Source organism: Streptomyces sp. NPDC001732 (assembly GCF_053596315.1).
Genome location: NZ_JBSFFY010000003.1, coordinates 175737 through 194983 on the forward strand (window position 1 = coordinate 175737; position 19247 = coordinate 194983).

At 74.5% G+C, this 19247-nt stretch carries 17 protein-coding genes; 5 read left to right on the forward strand and 12 right to left on the reverse strand.

Features of this window, described 5'->3' with window-relative positions:
* Positions 1–109 precede the first annotated feature (109 nt).
* Complete coding sequence (locus ACWCXX_RS05780) at positions 110–778, forward strand: DedA family protein (protein ID WP_451124677.1); 669 nt, start codon at positions 110–112, stop codon at positions 776–778.
* Complete coding sequence (locus ACWCXX_RS05785; protein WP_451124679.1) at positions 778–1380, forward strand: phosphatase PAP2 family protein; 603 nt, start codon at positions 778–780, stop codon at positions 1378–1380. Before ACWCXX_RS05780 ends, ACWCXX_RS05785 begins: the two co-directional genes overlap by 1 nt.
* A gap of 603 nt (positions 1381–1983) precedes the next feature.
* Here ACWCXX_RS05785 and ACWCXX_RS05790 read toward each other — a convergent pair.
* The 4 genes from ACWCXX_RS05790 to ACWCXX_RS05805 all read right to left on the reverse strand — a co-directional run bounded on the left by ACWCXX_RS05790 (position 1984) and on the right by ACWCXX_RS05805 (position 6115).
* A complete protein-coding gene (locus ACWCXX_RS05790) occupies positions 1984–3201 on the reverse strand; it encodes a PP2C family protein-serine/threonine phosphatase (RefSeq protein WP_451124681.1) in 1218 nt (405 codons plus the stop codon).
* Positions 3202–3536: 335 nt separating this feature from the next.
* Positions 3537–4316 (reverse strand): GNAT family N-acetyltransferase, encoded by a 780-nt coding sequence (locus tag ACWCXX_RS05795; RefSeq protein ID WP_451124683.1) that lies wholly within the window; start codon positions 4314–4316, stop codon positions 3537–3539.
* Positions 4313–4486 (reverse strand): hypothetical protein, encoded by a 174-nt coding sequence (locus tag ACWCXX_RS05800; protein ID WP_451124684.1) that lies wholly within the window; start codon positions 4484–4486, stop codon positions 4313–4315. Before ACWCXX_RS05800 ends, ACWCXX_RS05795 begins: the two co-directional genes overlap by 4 nt.
* Before the next feature lie 198 nt (positions 4487–4684).
* On the reverse strand, positions 4685–6115 hold the full coding sequence (locus tag ACWCXX_RS05805) for an amidase (RefSeq protein WP_451124686.1): 1431 nt from the start codon (positions 6113–6115) through the stop codon (positions 4685–4687).
* 254 nt (positions 6116–6369) lie between these two features.
* Between ACWCXX_RS05805 and ACWCXX_RS05810 the strand changes: the two genes are divergently transcribed.
* Both ACWCXX_RS05810 and ACWCXX_RS05815 read left to right on the forward strand, forming a co-directional pair.
* Complete coding sequence (locus ACWCXX_RS05810) at positions 6370–7029, forward strand: TetR/AcrR family transcriptional regulator (protein WP_451124688.1); 660 nt, start codon at positions 6370–6372, stop codon at positions 7027–7029.
* A 348-nt stretch (positions 7030–7377) separates the two neighbouring features.
* Positions 7378–8328 (forward strand): RNA polymerase sigma factor SigF, encoded by a 951-nt coding sequence (locus ACWCXX_RS05815; protein WP_451124690.1) that lies wholly within the window; start codon positions 7378–7380, stop codon positions 8326–8328.
* Between the two features lie 107 nt (positions 8329–8435).
* Here ACWCXX_RS05815 and ACWCXX_RS05820 read toward each other — a convergent pair whose 3' ends face one another.
* Positions 8436–9344 carry an NAD(P)-dependent oxidoreductase gene (locus ACWCXX_RS05820; protein WP_451124692.1) on the reverse strand — a complete coding sequence of 303 codons (909 nt, stop codon included), beginning with the start codon at positions 9342–9344 and terminating at the stop codon, positions 8436–8438.
* A 57-nt stretch (positions 9345–9401) separates the two neighbouring features.
* Positions 9402–10055 carry an adenosylcobinamide amidohydrolase gene (locus ACWCXX_RS05825; RefSeq protein WP_451124931.1) on the reverse strand — a complete coding sequence of 218 codons (654 nt, stop codon included), beginning with the start codon at positions 10053–10055 and terminating at the stop codon, positions 9402–9404.
* A 361-nt stretch (positions 10056–10416) separates the two neighbouring features.
* Between ACWCXX_RS05825 and ACWCXX_RS05830 the strand changes: the two genes are divergently transcribed.
* On the forward strand, positions 10417–11445 hold the full coding sequence (locus ACWCXX_RS05830) for a DUF2382 domain-containing protein (RefSeq protein WP_451124694.1): 1029 nt from the start codon (positions 10417–10419) through the stop codon (positions 11443–11445).
* Positions 11446–11764: 319 nt separating this feature from the next.
* On the opposite strand, the gene ACWCXX_RS05835 is transcribed toward ACWCXX_RS05830, so the two are convergent.
* From ACWCXX_RS05835 to ACWCXX_RS05860, 6 genes are all read right to left on the reverse strand, one after another.
* Positions 11765–12988: a beta-ketoacyl-[acyl-carrier-protein] synthase family protein gene (locus tag ACWCXX_RS05835; protein WP_451124696.1), complete on the reverse strand. Its 1224-nt coding sequence runs from the start codon at positions 12986–12988 to the stop codon at positions 11765–11767.
* Positions 12985–13260: an acyl carrier protein gene (locus ACWCXX_RS05840; RefSeq protein ID WP_451124698.1), complete on the reverse strand. Its 276-nt coding sequence runs from the start codon at positions 13258–13260 to the stop codon at positions 12985–12987. The genes ACWCXX_RS05835 and ACWCXX_RS05840 overlap by 4 nt, the downstream gene beginning before the upstream one ends.
* Before the next feature lie 281 nt (positions 13261–13541).
* Positions 13542–15416 carry an acyl-CoA dehydrogenase family protein gene (locus tag ACWCXX_RS05845; protein ID WP_451124700.1) on the reverse strand — a complete coding sequence of 625 codons (1875 nt, stop codon included), beginning with the start codon at positions 15414–15416 and terminating at the stop codon, positions 13542–13544.
* Positions 15417–15429: 13 nt separating this feature from the next.
* Entirely contained in the window at positions 15430–16707 is a 1278-nt protein-coding gene (locus ACWCXX_RS05850; RefSeq protein WP_451124702.1) for a beta-ketoacyl-[acyl-carrier-protein] synthase family protein, read from the reverse strand.
* 218 nt (positions 16708–16925) lie between these two features.
* Positions 16926–17858: a carbohydrate kinase family protein gene (locus ACWCXX_RS05855; RefSeq protein ID WP_451124704.1), complete on the reverse strand. Its 933-nt coding sequence runs from the start codon at positions 17856–17858 to the stop codon at positions 16926–16928.
* A 413-nt stretch (positions 17859–18271) separates the two neighbouring features.
* Complete coding sequence (locus ACWCXX_RS05860) at positions 18272–19144, reverse strand: ABC transporter substrate-binding protein (protein WP_451124706.1); 873 nt, start codon at positions 19142–19144, stop codon at positions 18272–18274.
* Positions 19145–19247: the final 103 nt, after the last annotated feature.

Sequence of the window (19247 nt, forward strand, 5' to 3'; positions counted from 1 at the left end):
ACTCTCCTCCCCCTTCGGGCGTCTACAGTGACATAGACCGTCTACATCACTGTAGTCAGTCCGGGCGTTCTCTCGGGCCGCCCTCTCACCATTATGGGAGACCCCCATCGTGTCCGTTTTCTCACTGGCCGTCGGCCCCCAGGCGGTGAACCCGCTGGACGCGGGATCGCTGCTCGGAGCGTTCGGCGCCCTCGGCATCGCCGCCGTGCTCTTCGCCGAGACGGGGCTGCTCGTCGGCTTCTTCCTGCCCGGCGACTCCCTGCTGTTCACGGCGGGCCTGCTCTGCGTGGACAGCGCCCACGGACCGGTCCGGCTGTCGTTGCCCCAGGTGCTGGTCGCCGCGGTGGCCGGAGCCCTGCTCGGTGCCCAGGCGGGTTACTGGATCGGCCGCCGCGGCGGCCGGGCCCTGCTCGCCCGCAGCCGCTCCGGGCGGCTCCGGGCGGGTGCCGCCCGCGCCGAGGAGCTCCTCGGCAGATACGGCCACGCGCGGGCGGTCGTGCTGGCCCGCTTCGTACCCGTCGTGCGCACGGTGCTCAACCCCCTGGCCGGGGCGCTCGAGGTCCCGGCCCGGCTGTTCACCCTGTGGCAAGTGGTCGGCGGGGTGGTCTGGACGGTCGGCCTGGTCCTGGCGGGCTACGCGCTGGGGTCCTCGGTGCCGAACGTCGACCGTTATCTGCTGCCCCTCGTCGCGGCCGTGGTCGCGGTCTCCCTCGTCCCCCTCGCCACCGAGCTGCTCCGCTCCCGCGGGCGGCGTGCCGTCGAGGGAGGCCGCAGTTGATGCCGCTCGCCTCCACCGCCGCCTCGATCGACGGCGACCTGTACACCTGGATCGACGATCTCGCCCGGCGTTCCCCCGCCGTCCTGGATTCCTCCGTCCGTCTCTGGTCGGACTACGGGCTGGCCCTGTTCGCCCTGCTGATGCTCGTGTGCTGGTGGCGTTCCCGTTCCGCCGATCCCGCCCGTACCGCCATGGCGCTCTGCGCCCCGCTCGCCGTGGTGGCCGCCTTCTTGGCCAATGACCTGGTGAAATCGCTCTTCCACGAGCAACGGCCGTGCCGGACCCTGCACGTCGTGACGGTGGAGGCGTGCCCGCCGCTCGGCGACTGGTCCTTCCCCAGCAACCACGCGGCCGTCGCGGCGGCGGCGGCCGTGGCGCTCTGGCTGACCGACCGCAGAATCGGGGCGATCGCGGTGCCGGCCGCCGTGCTGATGGCCGCGTCGCGGGTGTGGATCGGCGTGCACTACCCGCACGACGTACTGATCGGGCTGGTGTCCGGCGCGCTCGTCGCCTGGCCCCTGACGCTCGCGGCGCGGCGCTGTGCCCCCGCCGTGGTCCGGCTGCGGGACACACCGCTGCGTGCCCTGGTGGCGGCGCGGTGACCCGACGGGGCCGGCCGGGCGCGCACGGCCGCCGAGAGCTGTCCCCGGCGGTCGCCGCCGCGCCACGGGAGCCGATCGGCCCGTCCGGCGCGCGGCATCAGCAGGCCGGCGAAGGCGGTGGCCGGCCCGGCCGGGCGGCGTCGGCGGCGCGACGCGTTCCGCCCGCCGGTCCGCCCGTGCGCGGCGGTCCGCGCATCGGTCCCGAGGGCAGCGGAGTGGTCCGGCGCGCGGTGCGACGGACCGCCCCGGCCGGGGGAAGGAAGCCCGACCCGCTCCGGCCGCGGAAGGCGGGCTGGGCCTGCTCGGCCGTGGGGAAGGACGACCGCGCGGCCGTTGGTCCTGCCGTGGTGCAGTCGCTCGTACGCCGACGGCACCTCGTCCGGGCCGTAGGTCTCGACGGGCACCTCGACCGATCCGGCGCGGGCGGGTTCGAGCACCTCGGCGGGTTCGGTGCGCGGGCCCCGGTACGGAGAGGTCACCGCAGTACGGGGAGGTCACCGTCGTGTTGCAGGGCAGGAAGCCGAAGCCGGCCGGCGGCGCCCCGCCGTCGGGACCGAGGACGGTGACGTCGGAGGTGGTGGCGGCCGGGGTCCCGGTGCCCGGTCACCGGATGCTGAACGCCTCGGCCGCCCGGCGGGCGCCGTGCCCCGCCTCCCCGGTCCGGCGCGCCTCGTCGGCCGTCGCCCGGCACAGGGCGAGCGCGGCGATGTCGTCCCGCCGTACGCCACCGGAGAACGCCTCCAGGTCCGCGTGGAGCGCGGCCAGGACCTCGTGCGGTTCCAGCCCGGCCCAGCGGGGCAGCCGGGTGTCCAGCGGGTAGAAGGCTCCGGACGCGTCGCGGGCCTCGGTGACCCCGTCGGTGAAGAGCAGGAGCGTGGCACCGGGCGGGAAGTCCAGCGGTTCCGCGACCCGCGCCTCGGGGCTGAGTTCCGCCATGCCCAGCGGGACGGACGTGCGGCGCAGTGGCAGCGCGCGGGCCGCGCCCTCGTGCAGCAGCCGGGGTGGCAGATGGCCGCAGTTGACGGCCTGGGCCCGGTCGCTCCCGTCGAAGCCGAGCACCAGGGCGGTGACGAAGCGTTCGGCCTCGCCGGTCTGGGCGGAGAACGCGTTGTGCCGGGCGACCGCGTCCTCCAGGGCGTCGGTCACCCCGGCCAGGTCGGGCTCGCGGATGGCCGCCTCCCGGAACGCCCCGAGCACGGCGAAGCCCGCCCCGATCGCGGCGAGCCCCTTGCCCTGGACGTCCCCGATGATCACCCGGGTCCCGTAGGGCGACTCGACGACCTCGTAGATGTCACCGCCGACCAGGCCGTCCTCCTCGATCGGCGTGTAGATGCCGTGGGCGAGGATCTGCTCGGTCGGGATCGGCAGCGGGCGCAGGATCTGGCGCTGGAGCGCTCCGGCGGCGGAGCGCAGCCTGGCTATCTCGGTGGCGTGGCGGATCCGCAGCGCGCACGAGCCGACACCCAGGAAACAGGCCAGCGCGGCGAAGGCGGCGCCGGTGACGACGTCCCAGAACGTCCCGCCGACGACCAGGCGCGAACAGACGACGACGAGCATGGTCCAGGTGGCCACGCCCACGGTCTGCCGGATCGTTCCGAAGACGGAGACGAGGGCGGGGACGACCACCAGCAGGGGCACGAGGTGCAGGTCCTCGCCGGTCTTGATGTCCAGGAGGACGACCAGGGCGGTCAGGAGCGCCAGCCCGCCGAACAGCGCCGGGTTGCCGACCCGTGGCGCGCGTACGGCGGCCTCCCCCGCGTCCACGGGGCCCGGGAGCGCCGCTCCCCGTGTCGCATGTCGGCGCCGACGCCCGATCGTCACGGCTGACTCCTCCCGCGCGCCGCCGGCCCCGTGCCGGCGTCCGGTCCCAGTCCACCCGGTCCGAAGGGGGCGGATCACGAGGCTTACGGCCCGTGGGACCCCGCCGAAGGTCCTTGTGCGAAGCGCCGGCGGACCTTCGGCCCGGACGTGCCGGGCCGAAGGTCCCTCACCGGCCGCCGGGCGGGCACTGGAGGCCGAACGCCGGATGCGGGGCCTGGACGCCGGGCCCGGAAGTCGGGTGCCGGGCGACGGACGACAGCCCCGGACGCCGGGCGGCGGCCTGTCGCCCGGCGTGGGGCGCGGGTCGGGGGCGGGGCGGGCCGTGGGATGCGGGGTCAGCGCACGGCCGCGTGCGGGGCCTCGCTCCGTGCCCCGCCGGGGTCGGACGGCCGGGCCGGTGCGGGTGCCGCGGCGTGTTCCGGTACGAGTGCCCCGAGGAAGGACGTCCGGCGGCGGAGCACGAAACCCAGCGATTCGTAGAGCCGGACGGCGTCGGTGTTGGAGGCCGCGGCGTGCAGGAACGGCGTTTCGCCGCGCTGCCTGATCTCGTGGGCGACTGCGTGCACGAGGCCGGTGCCGAGCCCCTGGCCGCGTACGGACTCGTCGGTGCAGACGGCGCTGATCTCGCTCCAGCCGGGCAGGCGCAGCCGTTCGCCGGCCATCGCGACGAGCACCCCTTCGCGCCGGACGCCGAGATAGGTGCCCAGCTCGACCGTGCGGGGCAGGAACGGTCCCGGCCGGGTGCGCTCGACCAGGGCGAGCATGTCGGGCACGTCGGCGGCCCCGAGCCGTACGGCCTGCGGGAACGGGGCTGCCGCGACCCCGGCGTCGACGAGCTGGACGCCCTCGGCGTCGAAGACGACCTCCCAGTCCCGCGGCGGCGGCTCCCGGAAGGCGGTGATGGAAATGGCGCCCCCGGGCCCGGCGAGAGCCGCGGCGTCGGCCCAGTCCTCGGCCTCCGGTTCCTCGGGGAGCGCGAACCAGGGGGCCACGTCCACCGGGTAGCGCAGGATACGGCCGCGGCGCTCGGCGAAGCGGCCGTGCGGGCCGGTCAGCGCGGCGCGGACCGGGTTGTCCAGCGGGTGCGGTTCGGTGGCGGGGCGCCGGGGGCTCACAGGGCCACCCCGGTCACGGTCCTGCCGAACGCGTGCCCGTCCTCCACGGAGCGCAGCGCCCGCTCCGCCCCGGCGAGCAGTTCGCCGGAGCCCGGCGCCGGCACCTCCCGTTCGACGAGTGCCTCCACCTCCGGTCCGCCGTTGCGGGTGAACACGTACGCCTGGAGCATGGGTTCCCTCTCCTGTTCCCGGTACCGGCGACCGGACCGGTCACCGGTCGCCCCAGCAACAGCAAACCCCGCGCACGTGCGGGTATTCCCCCCGGGGGCGGAGTTGTTCGTCGAACCGCGGCAACCGGGGCCACCCCGGACCGTGCCGGGCCGCCCGCCCTCCCCCGCGCACAGCGTGCACCGTGCGGGAGGCCCGGGTCAGCCGTTCCGGCCTCCCGGACGCGGGTCGATCGGCGCGAGCACTCCGAGCCGGTCCTCGACCGCCTGGGCCGCGTCCAGGCACAGGTCCTCCCGGAAGGCGCGCCCGACGATCTGGACCCCGCAGGGGAGCCCGTCGGCCAGGCCCGTCGGCACGGCCACGGCGGGCACGCCCACGAAGCTGGTCACGGTGCACAGGCGCATGCCCGAACCGACCCGGTCCCAGCCCGCCCTGTCGCGCGACTCCAGCCCCGGCTCGACCGGCGGCTCGGTGAACGAGGGGCCGAGCAGCAGCGGGTACGTGTCGAGGAACTCGGCCCACGAGCGGCGGATGCTCATCCAGGTGCCCATCAGCTTCATGAGCTCGTCCGCGCTCGCGGGAGACGTCCGCTCCATCGCCATCGCGATGTAACGGTCCCCGCCGTTCCCGAGCAGCTTGCGCACCACCGGCCAGGTCGGGGCGAACTCGGTCATCGTGATCCGGCCGTACGCGTCCAGCGCCTCGTCCGTCCGGGGCACGTCCCGCACCTCGCACACGTCGTACCCGGCGTCGCGAAGGGCCTCCGCGGCGGCCTCGACCGCCCCGCGCACGGCGGGATGGACGCCGTGCCCGCCGGGGTCCCCCACCACCGCGACCCGCACCGGGCCGGGGAGCGGTTCGCCGTGGACGGGCACCGGCACGGCCCTCGGGTCGCGCGGATCGGTCCCGGCCAGCACCTCGTACACCAGCCGGAGGTCGGCCACGCTCCGGGCCAGCGGGCCGTCGGTGACCAGCAGCTGGGAGGCCGGGCCGGGGTCGTCCGGGCCGAGGACGCGATGGTCCGCCGGGAAGCGGCCCGTGGACGGCTTCAGCCCGGCCACGCCGCAGAACTGGGCCGGGACGCGCACCGACCCCCCGGAGTCGTTGCCGAGCCCCAGCGGTGCCATGCCCGTGGCGACGGCCACCGCGTCGCCCCCGCTGGAGCCGCCCGGAGTCCGGCCGGGGTCCCACGGGTTGACCGTGTCGCCGAACAGTTCGCTGCGCGTGTGCATCCCCGCCAGGATCAGGGTCGGGATGTTGCTGTGCCCGATGGGGACGGCCCCGGCCGCGCGCAACCGCGCCACCGGGGGCGCGTCGGCCGGGGCGACCAGATCGCGGAACCGCTCCGTGCCGAACGTGGTCGGCACGCCCTCGACCGGGGTGCTCTCCTTCACCGTGAACGGCACGCCCGCGAGCGGTCCCAGCGCCTCGCCCGCGGCCCGCCGCCGGTCCGTCCGCGCCGCGGCCTCCCGGGCGCGCTCCGCCAGGAGTTGGGTGACCGCGTTCACCCGCGGGTTCACCTCGGCGATGCGCTCCAGGTGGCTGTCGATCAGTTCTACGGCCGATACCTCGGCGGTGCGCACCGCCTCCGCCTGCTCGGTGGCGGACATCTTCCACAGGGGGTCCCGCACAGCGGTTCCTTCCTCTCCGGCGCACGCCTGCGCGGCGCGCGGTCTCCTCCGGCACACGTTCCGATGCGCCCGCATCGGAACAGTACCCCGGAACCGATGCGACCGCATCGAATAAACTGCGCCCGGACAAGGACTCGGCCCCGGACGGAGATCGGCCCCGGGGAGGGGCCGGTCCCGGAACAGGCATCGGTCCCGGAACGGACATCGGCCCCGGTCGGAGATCACCGGGAGACACGGACGGAGGGCGGTCGGACATGCCCAAGCAGGTGGATCACGCGGGACGGCGTCACCTCATCGCCGAGGCGGTCTGCCGCCTCGCCGACGAACACGGCCTGGAGGGCGTGACCCTTCGCGACGTCGCCGCCCGCGCACAGGTGTCGATGGGCGCCGTCCAGCGGTGCTTCCGCACCAAGGAGGAGATGCTCGTGTTCACGCTCGGACACATCGGCGAGCGGGTCGACGAACGAGTGCGCGCCCGCCTCTTCAGGAGCCCCGCCCAGTCGGCCCGCACCGCCCTGGGGCACGCGGCCACCGAGATCTCACTGCTCGGGAAGGAACACCGCGCCGAGGCCAGGGTCTGGCTCGCCTTCCTCGCACAGGCGGCCGTCAGCGAGTCGCTCGCCGAGACGCTCCGGGCCAACTACGCGGCCCTGCAAGGGATGTTCGCCCGCCTCGTCTCGGAGGCCGCCGAGGATGCCGAGGCCGCCAGGGACACCGAAGCCGCCGGGAACACCGATGGCGTCGCGCCGGTCGACCCGCTCGTCGAGGCCCGCACGCTCCTCGCCCTCGTGGACGGTCTCACCGCGCACGTCCTCATCGGCCACCTCACACCGCAGGAGGCGCGGGAGGTCATCCACACGCATCTGGAGAACCTCTGGGAACGCCCCTCCCGGCCTGCTCCCACCACTTCCTGACGACCCGTCGGGCAACACGAGAACCGCCGACCCCACGGCCGGACGTCCGGAATCCGGAAATCGCGACACCATCGATTTCGACCCAACTACCGTTGGATATACGCCGATCGGTCCCCATTGCGCCGACTGCTGTGGCAGTCTGGTGAAGACCGCCCCACCGGGCTCCCCCGTACCGGTGGGGCGGTCCGCCGTCCCGCCGTCCCCTCGCACGGACGTGACGGGGCATCACGACGATTCCCGGCCATTGCCGCCGCGCGACCCGATCGACTTCCCGCTTCCCCGCATGGGATCTTCCTCCGGGGGCAGGCGCTTACACCTCATGGCCTTCGACCAGGGGAGCGTGACGAGATGACGGCGCACACTGCGCGGACCGCCGGTGCGGAGCGGGCCGGGAGCACGGACCGCGCACGGCCGGTGCCGGACGACGCACCGGCCGGAACGGAACCCGGCAGGGGTGCCCCGGAGCCGGGCGGGGACATCGGTGGACTGCCATGGATCGAGGACGCGGGGAAGGTCGCCCCGTCCGACGCGCGCGAGCTGTCCAGGCTGTTCTTCGACCGGCTCCGGTCCCTGGAGGAGGGGACCCCCGCCCACCAGTACGCACGGAACACCCTCATCGAGATGAACCTCTCCCTCGTCCGGTTCGCCGCGGGCCGGTTCCGCGGCCGGGGCGACGACATGGAGGACATCGTCCAGGTCGGCACCATCGGGCTGATCAAGGCCATCGACCGGTTCGACCTCTCCCGCGAGGTCGAGTTCACCTCCTTCTCGATCCCGTACATCACCGGGGAGATCAAACGATTCTTCCGCGACACCACCTGGGCGGTGCACGTCCCGCGCCGGCTGCAGGAGCTGCGGGTGGACATCGCCAGGACCAAGGAGTCGCTGACCACCGAGCTCGACCGCGAGCCCACCGTCCCGGAGCTCGCCGAGCAGCTCGGGCTGAGCGAGGACGAGGTCACCGAGGGCATCGTGGCGGCCAACGGCTACGCGGCGGGCTCGCTGGACGTGCCGGCCGACCCGTCGGGTCCGGGGCGGCCCGACCGGCAGGGGCGCACCTTCGCCGATGTCCTCGGCGGGCCGGACCCCGCCCTGGAGACGGTCGAGAACCTGCACGCGCTCGCGCCGCTCCTCGGCTGTCTCGACAGCCGCGAGCGGCGCATCATCGACCTGCGTTTCGGCCAGGAGATGACACAGGCCCGGATCGGCGAGGAGCTGGGCATCTCCCAGATGCACGTGTCCCGGCTGATCAGCCGGATCCTCCGGAAGCTCCGCAGCGGGATGTTCGTCGAGGAATGACCCCGCCGACCGGCCGGAGCCGCTCGGGCCACAGACGATCCCGGCCCCAGCCCCTGCCCCGGCCGCCGGCACGGGCGGGCCGGTCCACGGGGTCCAGTTCGCGGGATTCAGCCGACGGGCCCGTCCGGGGCACGGCCCGCGTAGTACGTGGCGATCATGTCCTCGCCGCCGTGTCCCGCCGCCTCGGCGCGCGCGAAACGTTCGGCCGACGCCTCGACCAGGTCCAGTCGCACCCCCGCCGCCCGTGCCGCGTCCAGGATGAGCCGGGTGTCCTTGAGCGCGGTGGACAGGGCGAAACTCGGGGTGAGATCGCCGGAGAGGACCGCGGCGGACTTCCCCTGCAGATAGCCGGAGTCCAGCGGGCCGCCCTTCATGACGTCGAGGAACGTCCGCGGGTCGACGCCCAGACCCTCGGCGAGGTTGAGGCACTCGGCGACATTGTTGACCATGGTGATCACCCAGGTGTTGACCACGAGTTTGAGCCGCGAGGCCGCACCCGGAGTCTCGTCGACCCAGACCGTGCGCCGTCCGATCGCGTCCAGCACGGGTTCCACCCTCTCGCGGACGGTGGCGGGGCCCGCGACGAAGACCGTCAACGCGCCTTGTTCCGCGGGCTGTTTCGTACCGGAGACCGGCGCATCGAGATAGACCGGTCCCAGCTCCGCCGTGCGCCGGGCGAGATCGGCGGTGGCGTCGGGCCCGACCGTCGTGCTCTGGAGCAGCACCTGACCGGGGCGCAGTCCCCCGGCCGCGGCGTCGAGCGCGGCGGCCACGGAGGGCCCGTCGTTGAGCATGGTGAGGACGACGTCGGCGCCGCGCACGGCCTGTTCGGCCGTCTCCGCGACCGTGGCGCCGTCGGCCGCGAGCGGGGCCGCCCTGGCGTGCGTACGGTTCCAGGCGTGGACGTCGAGTCCGGCCCGCAGCAGGCTCCGGGCCATGCCCGAGCCCATGATTCCGGTGCCGAGAACGGCGACGACCGGCCGCTCCCGGGCGGTGTCGGCAGCGCTTGGGGTCATGCGGGGGGGCTCCCTTCGTCGGCCGCGCCCCTGGCTCGGGGCGCGGCGCCGTGGTACTCAGGATTGCCGCAGTGCCCCGTCGAGGACGGCAGCGTGCACGGCCCTGGCGAGTCGCGCGCCCCAGCGGGAACGCGGCCCCGCGAAGGGTTCGGCGTCATGGGGCCCCGGGGCGGGCGCCGCGACGCACACGGCGTCGGTGGGGGTGCCCGAGCAGTCGAGACCCGCGTCCAGGAGTGCCTGGACCTTGGCCTCGGTGGCCGTGGCGACCGCGTTGACGAGTGCGGCGTCGGAGAGCGGCACGGGGAGGGTGACGACGATGTTGACCGTGCCCGGGGGCGGCGGCCCCGGTGTGCCCTCCGCCGGCGCCGCCGCCCAGCCGCGTACGCCGAGGCCGCAGGTGGCGGTCGCCGTCACGTCCCCGTCGCTCGCGCGCGTGTACGCGGTGACGTCGGCGGCGGTCATCAGTCCCGCGCCGGGACCGGTGAGGCGTTCCGCGGCGGCGATCTCCGCGAGGTGCCGGTCGGGGTCCAGGCGCGGGTAACCACCGGGCACCTGGGCATTGAGGATCCACTCGCGCGGGCCGATGCCGCCGCCGAGCACCGCGCTGGAGCACACCCGCCACCCCGGTCCGAGGCGCCACACCAGATGGTGGAGGTCCGCGCCGCCCTCGTGCCGGGCCAGCAGTTCGCCGCGCTGTTCGGGCAGCCGGATGCGTACGGAACCGATGGGGGCACCTCCGGTGGCGCGGCAGGACGAGGTCGGCTTGGGGCCCGTCGATCATATGTGCCGGGACACGGCGGCCGGGCGGGGCGGCAGCGGCGGTCGCACGGTGCCGGTGGCCCCGGATTCCCGGGGCGGCCCCACCCGCACATATCACCCGATCGGCCTAACGCGACGGCGGTGCGCGCACCGCCGTGGCGGGCAGGCGCCGCCGAATCACCGTGCCCGTGGCAGCAGGCCGCCGCGGACCGGGAGGTTGCAGCGTCCATCCGGGTGAGGCGCGATGGAATTCGGACGCGCCTCACCTGATGGACCGAACCACAGGACGCGCCCGGGCGAGGAGGAATCGGTCATGGGAGCCGCTGACGGTTTCACGGATTCCGGAGAGCTCGACGGCCTGACGGTGTACGACACCGACGGTGAGAAGGTCGGCAGTGTGGGCCGGGTGTACGTCGACGACAACACCGGCCGTCCGGACTGGATCACGGTGAAAACCGGTCTGTTCGGCATGAAGGAGAGTTTCGTCCCGCTGGCCGGGGCCCGCCGGGTGGGGTCCGACCTGCACATCTCGCACCCGAAGGACCGGGTCAAGGAAGCACCCCGGGTGGACGCGGACGCGCATCTGTCCGTGGCGGAGGAGGAAGAGCTCTACAACCACTACGGCCTCCCCAGGAACACCGCCACCGCGTTCGGCGACCGGACGGGGACCGGCACCACGGGCACGGGCACGGCGGGAGCGGCCGGAACCGGCGCCATGGGCGCGGCCGGGACCGGGCGCACCACCGGGACCGGCCGGACGCCCATGCCCGACGCCACCGCCTCCGGCACGGGAACGGCCCGTACCACCGCGTCCGGCATGTCCGGCACCGGCCCGGGGCAGGGCAGGCACCGCGAGACCGGAGCGGCCGGCACCTCCCGTCCGCTCGTCGGCGCCGGGGCGGGCTCCGAACGCTCCGCCGCCGACCTGAGCGGCAGGGAGGAGATGATCCGCTCCGAGGAGCAGCTGCACGTCGGCACCGAGGAGTACGAGAGCGGGAAGGCCCGGCTGCACAAGTACGTGGTCACCGAGCACGTCACCCGGACCGTGCCCGTGACGCACGAGGAGGTGCGCCTGGTCCGTGAGCCGCTGCAGCCCGGTGACAGGACGGCGGGGCGCGCGGACATCCGCGAGCAGGACGTCGAGGTCACCCTGCACGCGGAACGCGCCACCACCCGCAAGGAGACCGTTCCCGTGGAGCGGGTGCGCATGGAGACCAAGAAGGTGACCGAGCAGAAGGAGGTCTCCGCCGAACTCCGCAAGGAGCAGATCGACTACACGGACGACACGCAGACCGGCGGCAAGGACATGGGAGGCGAATTCGGCCGGGGACGCCGCCGCTGACCGTCTCGCGCACCGCGGCCGACGGCCGCGCCGGAGAGCCGCCGGAGGGCGGGCCCGTGCCGTACCGGGCTCCGCCCTCCCGTCGCGTCCCCGTCCGGGGTGCGTGCCGTGCCCCGGCGGAGGTCGGCGGTCAGTTCCTCGGTGATCACGTCCGAGGGGGGTGCCGACGGCCGCCCTCCGCCCCTGTTTCAGCACCACGAGCCGGTCGCGGAACCCCGCGGCAGGCCCCGGCCGGCCGTCGCGGGTCTCTGCGCAGCTCGCGGGCGGTGCGGCCGGTGGTGCGCCGGTTCCCTGTCCCGGCGCACCACCTGCCTGCCGACTACGGACGCTGGAGGGCGAGCACGGCGTTGTGCCCGCCGAATCCGAAGGAATGGCTGACGGCACGCCGGACGGTCCGCCGCAGGGGCTGCTTGGTGACGCAGTCGATGTCGAACCCGGGCGCCGGGGCGTCCAGGTTGGCGATCGGCGGTACGACACCGCGCTGGAGCGTGAGGACGGTCAGCCCGGCCTCGATCGCTCCGGCCGCCCCCATGCAGTGCCCCAGTACGCCCTTGGGCGCGGTGACGGGGGGCCGGTGGGGGTAGACCCGGGCGATGAGGGCGGCTTCGGTGGCGTCGTTGGCCGGGGTCGCCGTGCCGTGGGCGTTGACGTGCTCGACGTCCTCGGCCGCCCAGCCCGCGTCGCGCAGCGCGGCCTCCACCGCCGCCTGGGCGACCGCGCCGGACGGGTGCGGGCTGATGGGATGGTGGGCGTCGGTGGTCGCGCCGGTGCCGGCCAGCAGGGCCCGCGGCGCCGCGCCCCGGGCACGGGCGTCGTCCGCCCGTTCCAGCACCATGACGGCGGCGCCCTCGCCCATGACCAGCCCTGCCCGGTCGGCCGCGAAGGGCCGGCAGAGCAGGGCGGGGTCCCCGTCCTTACGGGCCCCGGCCCCGGATCTGGCGAACCCGGCCATGGCCACCGGGTAGACGATCGACTCGGTGGCTCCCGCGATCGCGATGTCGCACTGGCCGGTGGCCAGCAGGTCGCGGGCGACGGACAGGGCGGTGGCGCCGGACGAGCAGGCGGTGCAGGGTGCCAGGCTGGGCCCGGTGGCCTTCAGCTGGATCGCGATCTCGGCGGCGGGCATGTTCGGGATCGTGAGCAGGATGCCCGCCGGGGAGGTGGCCCCGGCCCCGGACCGGTCGAACACCACGGCCTGCTCGGTCAGTGAGGCCGAGCCCCCGCTGCTGGTGCCGACGACCACCGCGACCCGGCCGCCCTCCCATCGGGCCGGGTCGAGTCCGGCGTCGGCGACCGCCTCCCGGGCGGCGAGAACGGCGAACTTCACGTACCTCCCCATACGGAAGGCCGCACGGCCGCCGATCGCGGCGTCCAGGTCGATGCCGTCGACGACGCAGGCGAAGTCGATCTCGCACCCTTCCAGCTCCGCGACGGTGCGGGCCGGCGAGATGCCGGCGCACACGCCGTTCCAGGTGGACTCGGTGTCGTTGCCGACCGGGGTGATCATGCCCAGGCCGGTGACGGCGATGGCCGGCTTGTTCATCGGGCGCTGCTCATCGCGCTCTCGCCGACCACCAGCGCCCCGCCGCCGGCCGCCCCGATGAACCGGGTGATGTCGGCGAGGGTGGCGTCCTTGGGGAGCCGGTCGAAGTCCTGGTCGGCCTCGGCGGTCTCCCTGAGGAGGACGGCGAACTCGGCGACGGCCAGGGAGTCCATCTCCAGGCTGTCCATCGTGGAATCCGGGCGGATCTCGCCGACGGGCACTTTGAAGGTGTGCGTCAGCACCTCGGTGATCTTGGGATGAATCGCACTCATGATCTTCCTCTTCGTCGTTCGGCCGTCGTCCGGCCGTCTTTCGGTCCGGCTGCCGGGTCCGGCGGAGCATCGTCCCGACGCCGAATCAACTGGGTGGAGTGTCTCCAGTTACGCCTTGTGCCGAACCGATTCGGCACCACCCTCCCCGCACCCCCCGCACCACCGGGCCAGGACCGCCGCCGTACCCCAGAAGACCAGCAGGACAACACGGACACCGAGGGCCCCGGCGACCCCTCGGACCCGGCAGGGGCGCACAGGTGTTCCCATTGCTGTCACGCCCCTCATCGCTCCCCCTCGACCGTCGCCCGGTCCCCGTCCGTGTGCCAGGAGGCCGCCGGATCGTCGTACGCGTCCAAGTAGTCGGCACCGGCGATGGGCCAGTCGGCCAGCACCTCCGGCGGCAGCGCGAAGGAGTCGACGAGGAGCGGCAGTCGGGCGGCGACGGCGACGACGAGCGCCTCCAGCGCATCCGGCAGTTCATTGACCTGACTGACCGTCAAGTGCCCTGCGGCCAGCAGGTCCCCGCTGTTGCGGGCGACGACGTCGAGCGCGAACAGCCGTTGCAGTTCGCCGAGTCGGTCCCTGGCGGACCCCTGGGGCAGGGCGGCCACCGCCTCCGCGTACGCCTCGGCCGCCTGCCTGTGGGCGTGCGCCTCGACCCCGCGCAGCGCGGGCCCGGACGCCGCGTTCCAACGGGCCAGCGGGTCGCCCTGCGGTGCGAGGCCGATCCGTTCCCTGGCCCGTGCGAACCAGATCCGTTCCAGCTCCGCGAGCAGCCCGCCGAGGAAGCGGGGGTCGTCGAGCGTGCCGGCCGGCGCGCCGGGGGGAGCGTCGCGCCCGGTCGGCGGGGCGGCGAACAGCATCTCGGCAGCCGCCTTGGCGTGGATGGCCACGTTGTCGCCCTCGGCGGTGACGGCGCCCTCCACCCCGGTGACCAGTTCGCTCATGCCGTTGTGTTCCAGGAGTGCCTGGGCCCCGCAGCGTTCCCGGCACTCGACGATCACGGACCTCGCCTGCCAGGTGATCCATCCCTTGGCGACGGCGACCAGCCGCTCCGCGTCCTCCCGCCGCTCTCCCCCTTCCTCCCGCTCCGCCCGCTCCCAGCGGTCCAGGGCCCTGCGGTGCAGCAGGCTCATCGCGAAGACGGTGGCCATGGCGCGGGCGAGCGGGGCGTGGTGGCTGCGGTGGGCGATCACCGGCACCCGCTGCGAGCCGCGGGGGCCCGAGATGTACCGGTGGCCGCCGTAGCGGACGGCGACGGCGAGCGTCGCGCGGGCCGAGCCGACCGCGCAGGCGGTCATCGAGATCTTGCCGGAGGTGACCCGGCCGATCGAGGCAAGGAAGCGACGCCTCCGGTTGGTGACGGCGCTGCTGAACTCCCCGTCGTCACCGATGCGTCCGTGCTCCCCGCCGAGCAGCGCCGCGCGCTCCACGAAGACCCGGTCGAAGGAGGTGAGGCAGTGGTCCACGGGGCTGCCGGTGCGGGCGGGCAGCCGGCGCACCCGCACGCCGGGCAGGGTCCGTACGGCGTCGGTGAGCGGTACGAGGAAGAGGAAGACGCCGTGGTCGTCCCCGTCGACGAGCAGCCGGGCCGCCACGAGTCCGGCCTTGGGGCCGCCGACCGGGCTGGTGTTGGGCATGAACTTCTGGGCCCCGGCGTGCGGGGTGTGCAGCACGAACCCGTCGCGTCCGCGGTCGTAGGAGGCCGTGGTCTCGACGGCCGCGGCGTCGTTGCCGTGCGCCACCTCCGTGCAGAGGAAGGTGCCGACGCTGCGCAGCCGGAGGAAGTCGGAGAGGTCGCGGGGGGTGTCGCCCCCGTGGTCGAGGAGGCTGCCGAGGAAGAGGTTGTAGTGGATTCCGGCCACCGTGGTGAGCGCCGGGTCGACCGGGCCGAGCCACTCGTGCAGGGCCGCGAGTGCGCGCGGGTCGGCGGCCGGCCGGGCGCCGTTGTCCAGGCAGTCGTTGAGGACCCGCAGCCGCTCGTACACGAGGGCCAGACGCTCCTCGGGGGTGCGCAGGTCCGGACGGCGGAACGGTTCCGTACTGATCAGTCGTTGCCAGAAACCGTGCTCCCGGCGGAAGTCGGCGCCGAGGAGGACACCGGTGAGCAGTTCCGTGGACCGTTCGGTGGAGGGACTGTCGATCGTTGCGGTCATGAAAATATAACGATCAAGCAACGGCAAGGACACCCGGTTCCGTACGCGGCGAACCGTCCCCGGCGAACCGCTGGAAGGCGAGCACGACGTTGTGCCCGCCGAAGCCGAAGGAGTGGCTCAGCGCCCGCTCGACGTGCTGGGGGCGGGGCTCCTTGACCACGCAGTCCAGCTCCGACCCGTCGGGCAGCGAGTCCAGATTGGCGATGGGCGGTACGAGGCCGTGCTCCAGGGTCAGTACGGTGGCGGCCGCCTCGATCGCCCCGGCCGCGGCGAGGGTGTGCCCGAGCACCCCCTTGGGGGCGGTCACCGAGGGGCGGTGGGGGAAGAGCGACGCGATCAGGGTGGTCTCCATCGCGTCGTTCAGCACCGTGGACGTACCGTGCGCGTTGATGTGGTCGACCTCGTGGGGTGCCCAGCCCGCCTCCGCCAGCGCGGACTCGACGGCCTGGCGCGCGCCGCCGCCGTCCGGGGCCGGGGCCGTGGGGTGGTGGGCGTCGGTGCTGGAGCCCGCGCCGGTCAGCAGGGCGCGCGGGCGGGCGCTGCGGGCGAGCGCGTCGCCCGTGCGCTCCAGTACGAGCACGGCGGCCCCCTCACCGATCACGAAGCCGTCCCGGTCGGCGGCGAACGGCCGCGAGGCCCCCGCCGGGTCGTCCCCGCGCAGGGAGAGCGCGCCCATTCCCGCGAAGGCGCTCACCACCAGCGGGGTCAGCACGGCCTCCGCGCCGCCCGCCACCACCACGTCGCACCGGTCGCTCGTCAGCAGGTCGCGGGCGACGGCGATCGCCGTCGCCCCGGACGCGCAGGCGGTCGCCGGCGCCATGCTGGGGCCGTGCGCCCGCAGGGCGATGGCCACCTCCCCGGCGGCCGCGTTGGGCATCATCATCGGGACCAGGAGCGGCGACACCGCCTCCGGTCCGCCGTCGTCGAGCCGGCGCACGTTGTCGACGAGGACGGAGACCGCGCCCACCCCGACGCCGAGCACCACCCCGACCCGGTCGCCGTTCCACCGTTCGGGCGAGAGGCCGGCGTCCGCCACCGCCCGGCGCGCGGCGACCAGCGCCATCTTCACGAACCGAGCCATGCGCCAGACCGCCCGCCCGCCGACGGCCCGGTCCAGGTCGATCCCGTCCACCGGGCAGCCGAAGTCGACCGGCAGCCCGGCCAGTTCGTCGCAGCTGCGGGCCACGGACACCCCGGCACACAGCCCCTCCCAGAAGGTGTGCTCCTCCGCGCCCGCGGGCGTCACCAGCCCCAGTCCCGTCACGACGACACCCATGTCGACCCGCGCCATGTTCCGCCCCCTCCTCCGTAATCGATCATGCCTACTGGTTGTCGAACGGCAGTAGCCCCGAGGAGGATGCGGCCAATTACCCGAACGGGTCATTGACACTCCTGGCGAGTCGAACGGTTGCGCGCATATTGGTGAGTGTTTTCACCCGATCGCAGCAGGGCGGCGTGCCGTGCGCACGGCACGCCGCCACGGGGACGGGCGAGGCGGCGTCCAGGGGTTCAGGCCCGGTCGAGTGCCGCCGCCAGCTCCACCGCGTCCGGCGGGTTGGCACCGGCCCGGGAGACGGTCACCGCGGCGGAGGCCGCCGCGTGGCGCAGGACGTCGGCCACCGCGTCCCGGTCCGTCGCGCGCAGCCGCTCCCGGCCCTCGGCGCCGAGCAGTCCGTGCGCGGCGAGGGCGTGCAGGGCGCCCGACATGAACGCGTCGCCCGCCCCCACCGTGTCGACGACCTGGACGGGCAGGGCGTCGACCGCCACCCGTGCGCCGGGCAGCACGGCCAGCGCGCCGTCGCCGCCCCGGGTGACCAGGACGAGGGCCGGGCCGGTGGCCAGCCACCGCTCGGCGACCCGCCCCGGTTCCCGCCCCGGGTAGAGCCATGCCAGGTCCTCGTCGCTCGCCTTGACCACGTCGCTGAGCGCGACGCACCGTTCGACCCTGCGCACTGCGGCCCCGTGGTCCCCCATCAGTCCGGGCCGCACATTGGGGTCGTAGCTGACGGTCGCGGAGGCCCGCAGCGATTCGACGGCGCCGAGGACGGTCGTCGCGCCCGGTTCCATCACCGCCGCGACGGAGCCGATGTGGACGTGGTGCGGTGTCCGGTCCAGCGCGACCGGGCCGAGCGTCCAGGTGAACTCGAAGGTGTACGTGGCCCGGCCCTCGGCGTCCAGGGTCACGGCCGCGGACGGGGTGGCGGCCGTGGCGTCGTCCGTGCGCACCTCGACACCGGCACCGGTCAGGTGGTCCCTGATCAGCCGCCCGTTGTCGTCCGGGCCGAGCTGGGTGAGCAGGGTGGTGTCGTGCCCGAGCCGGGCCAGGCCGTGGGCGACGTTGGCCGGGCTGCCGCCCGGGTGGACCCGGTCGGGCGTGCCCGGCAGCCGGACGATGTCGGCGACGCATTCGCCGATGACCAGCGGGTCGAGTCTGTCGAGCATGGGCGTGAGGTCTCCTGGAGTGCGGTGGCGAAGGTGTCCTGGCAGGCGGCGCGGCCCCGAACACGTCGAGTCCGATCCTGCCGTGTGCGGGGCGGGTGGTGGTCGCGCCGACGGCCGGTCGTCGGCGGACACCTCGATCCGCCCGCCCCGGGCCCGTATCCGCAGCACAAGGGCGCCGCCGGTCCCGTCGGGGCCGCCGGACCGGACGCGGGTGGTCACAGTGCCGGATCGCCGGGGACGGCGGTCGGGTCGCGGTCGGGGGCTCCGGGGCGGCAGGCAGGGTCCCCCGGCTCTCCGAGGGCCGGGGGACTCGGTCCGGGGCGCGCTTCAGGGGCACGGCCCGGGGTGTGTTCCGGTGCCGTACGCGTCGCGGTACGGAGACGGGGCGGGGGTGGGCGGCCGGCGGGCCGTGCTCAGTGCCGGGCGGCCTCCAGCGCGTCGGCCACCAGGGTCAGGAAGTGCGCGTGGGCCCGCGCGCTGCAGACCGGTTCGGGGTTCCACGGCACCACCCGCGCGGCCCGCTCGATTGCCGTCCGGTCGGCGTTCGTCCGGAGCCCCTCGAGCGGTGCGGCGTTGGACCGGACGTCGGCGAGCACGACGGCGGGACGCAGATCCGCGGCCTGCGCCCAGTCGACCGTGGACCAGCTCGCTCCGGGTCCCTCGGCCGGCTCGACGACGTCGACGCCCAGCTCGGCCAGCACCCGCAGCTCGGGCCACGTGCGGGGGCGGGCGAGGTGGACCTGCTCCTGCCCGGCCGGGGAGAGGGCGAGGACCCGGGGGCCGGCGGCGAGCGTGCGCAGCCGGTCCCGGGCCGCGTCCAGTTCCCGGGTCGCCGTCGCGGGCTCCTTCGCACCGAGCGAGTGGGCCAGCCGGGCGAACCGGTCGCCGATCTCCGCGAAGGTGCGCGCCCGGCCCACGTCGACGACGACGACCGGGACCTGCTCCTCCAGGCGTTTGGCGGTCTCCGGCGCGAGCCCGTAGACATGACCGCCGCCATAACTGACGGCCACGACGAGGTCGGGCCCGTCGCGCAGCAGGGTGTCCACGTCCAGGGTGCTGCCGGCGCCCAGGTAGGCGATCCCGGCCGACGGCAACGATCCGGTCTTCGCAGCGTCCGGCACGGCGCGGTCGTCGTGGTCCGAGCCGAACAGCCCGCTCGGGCGTATCCCGTGGTCCCAGAGGGTCGCACCGGCCTGCACATAGGCCAGGACCCGCCTCGGGCGACGGTCGGCGGTCGCCAACTGCCCACGGTCGTCCGAGAACTGCCACACGGTCCGCTCCCTCACGTCACACGCTCCTCGCCGCCGTCCGGCCCGCCCCTTGCCCCGGGCTCGTACACCTGTACCTGCCCAGTGGACCGCCGGGACATCCCTCGGCGACCGCTCCGGT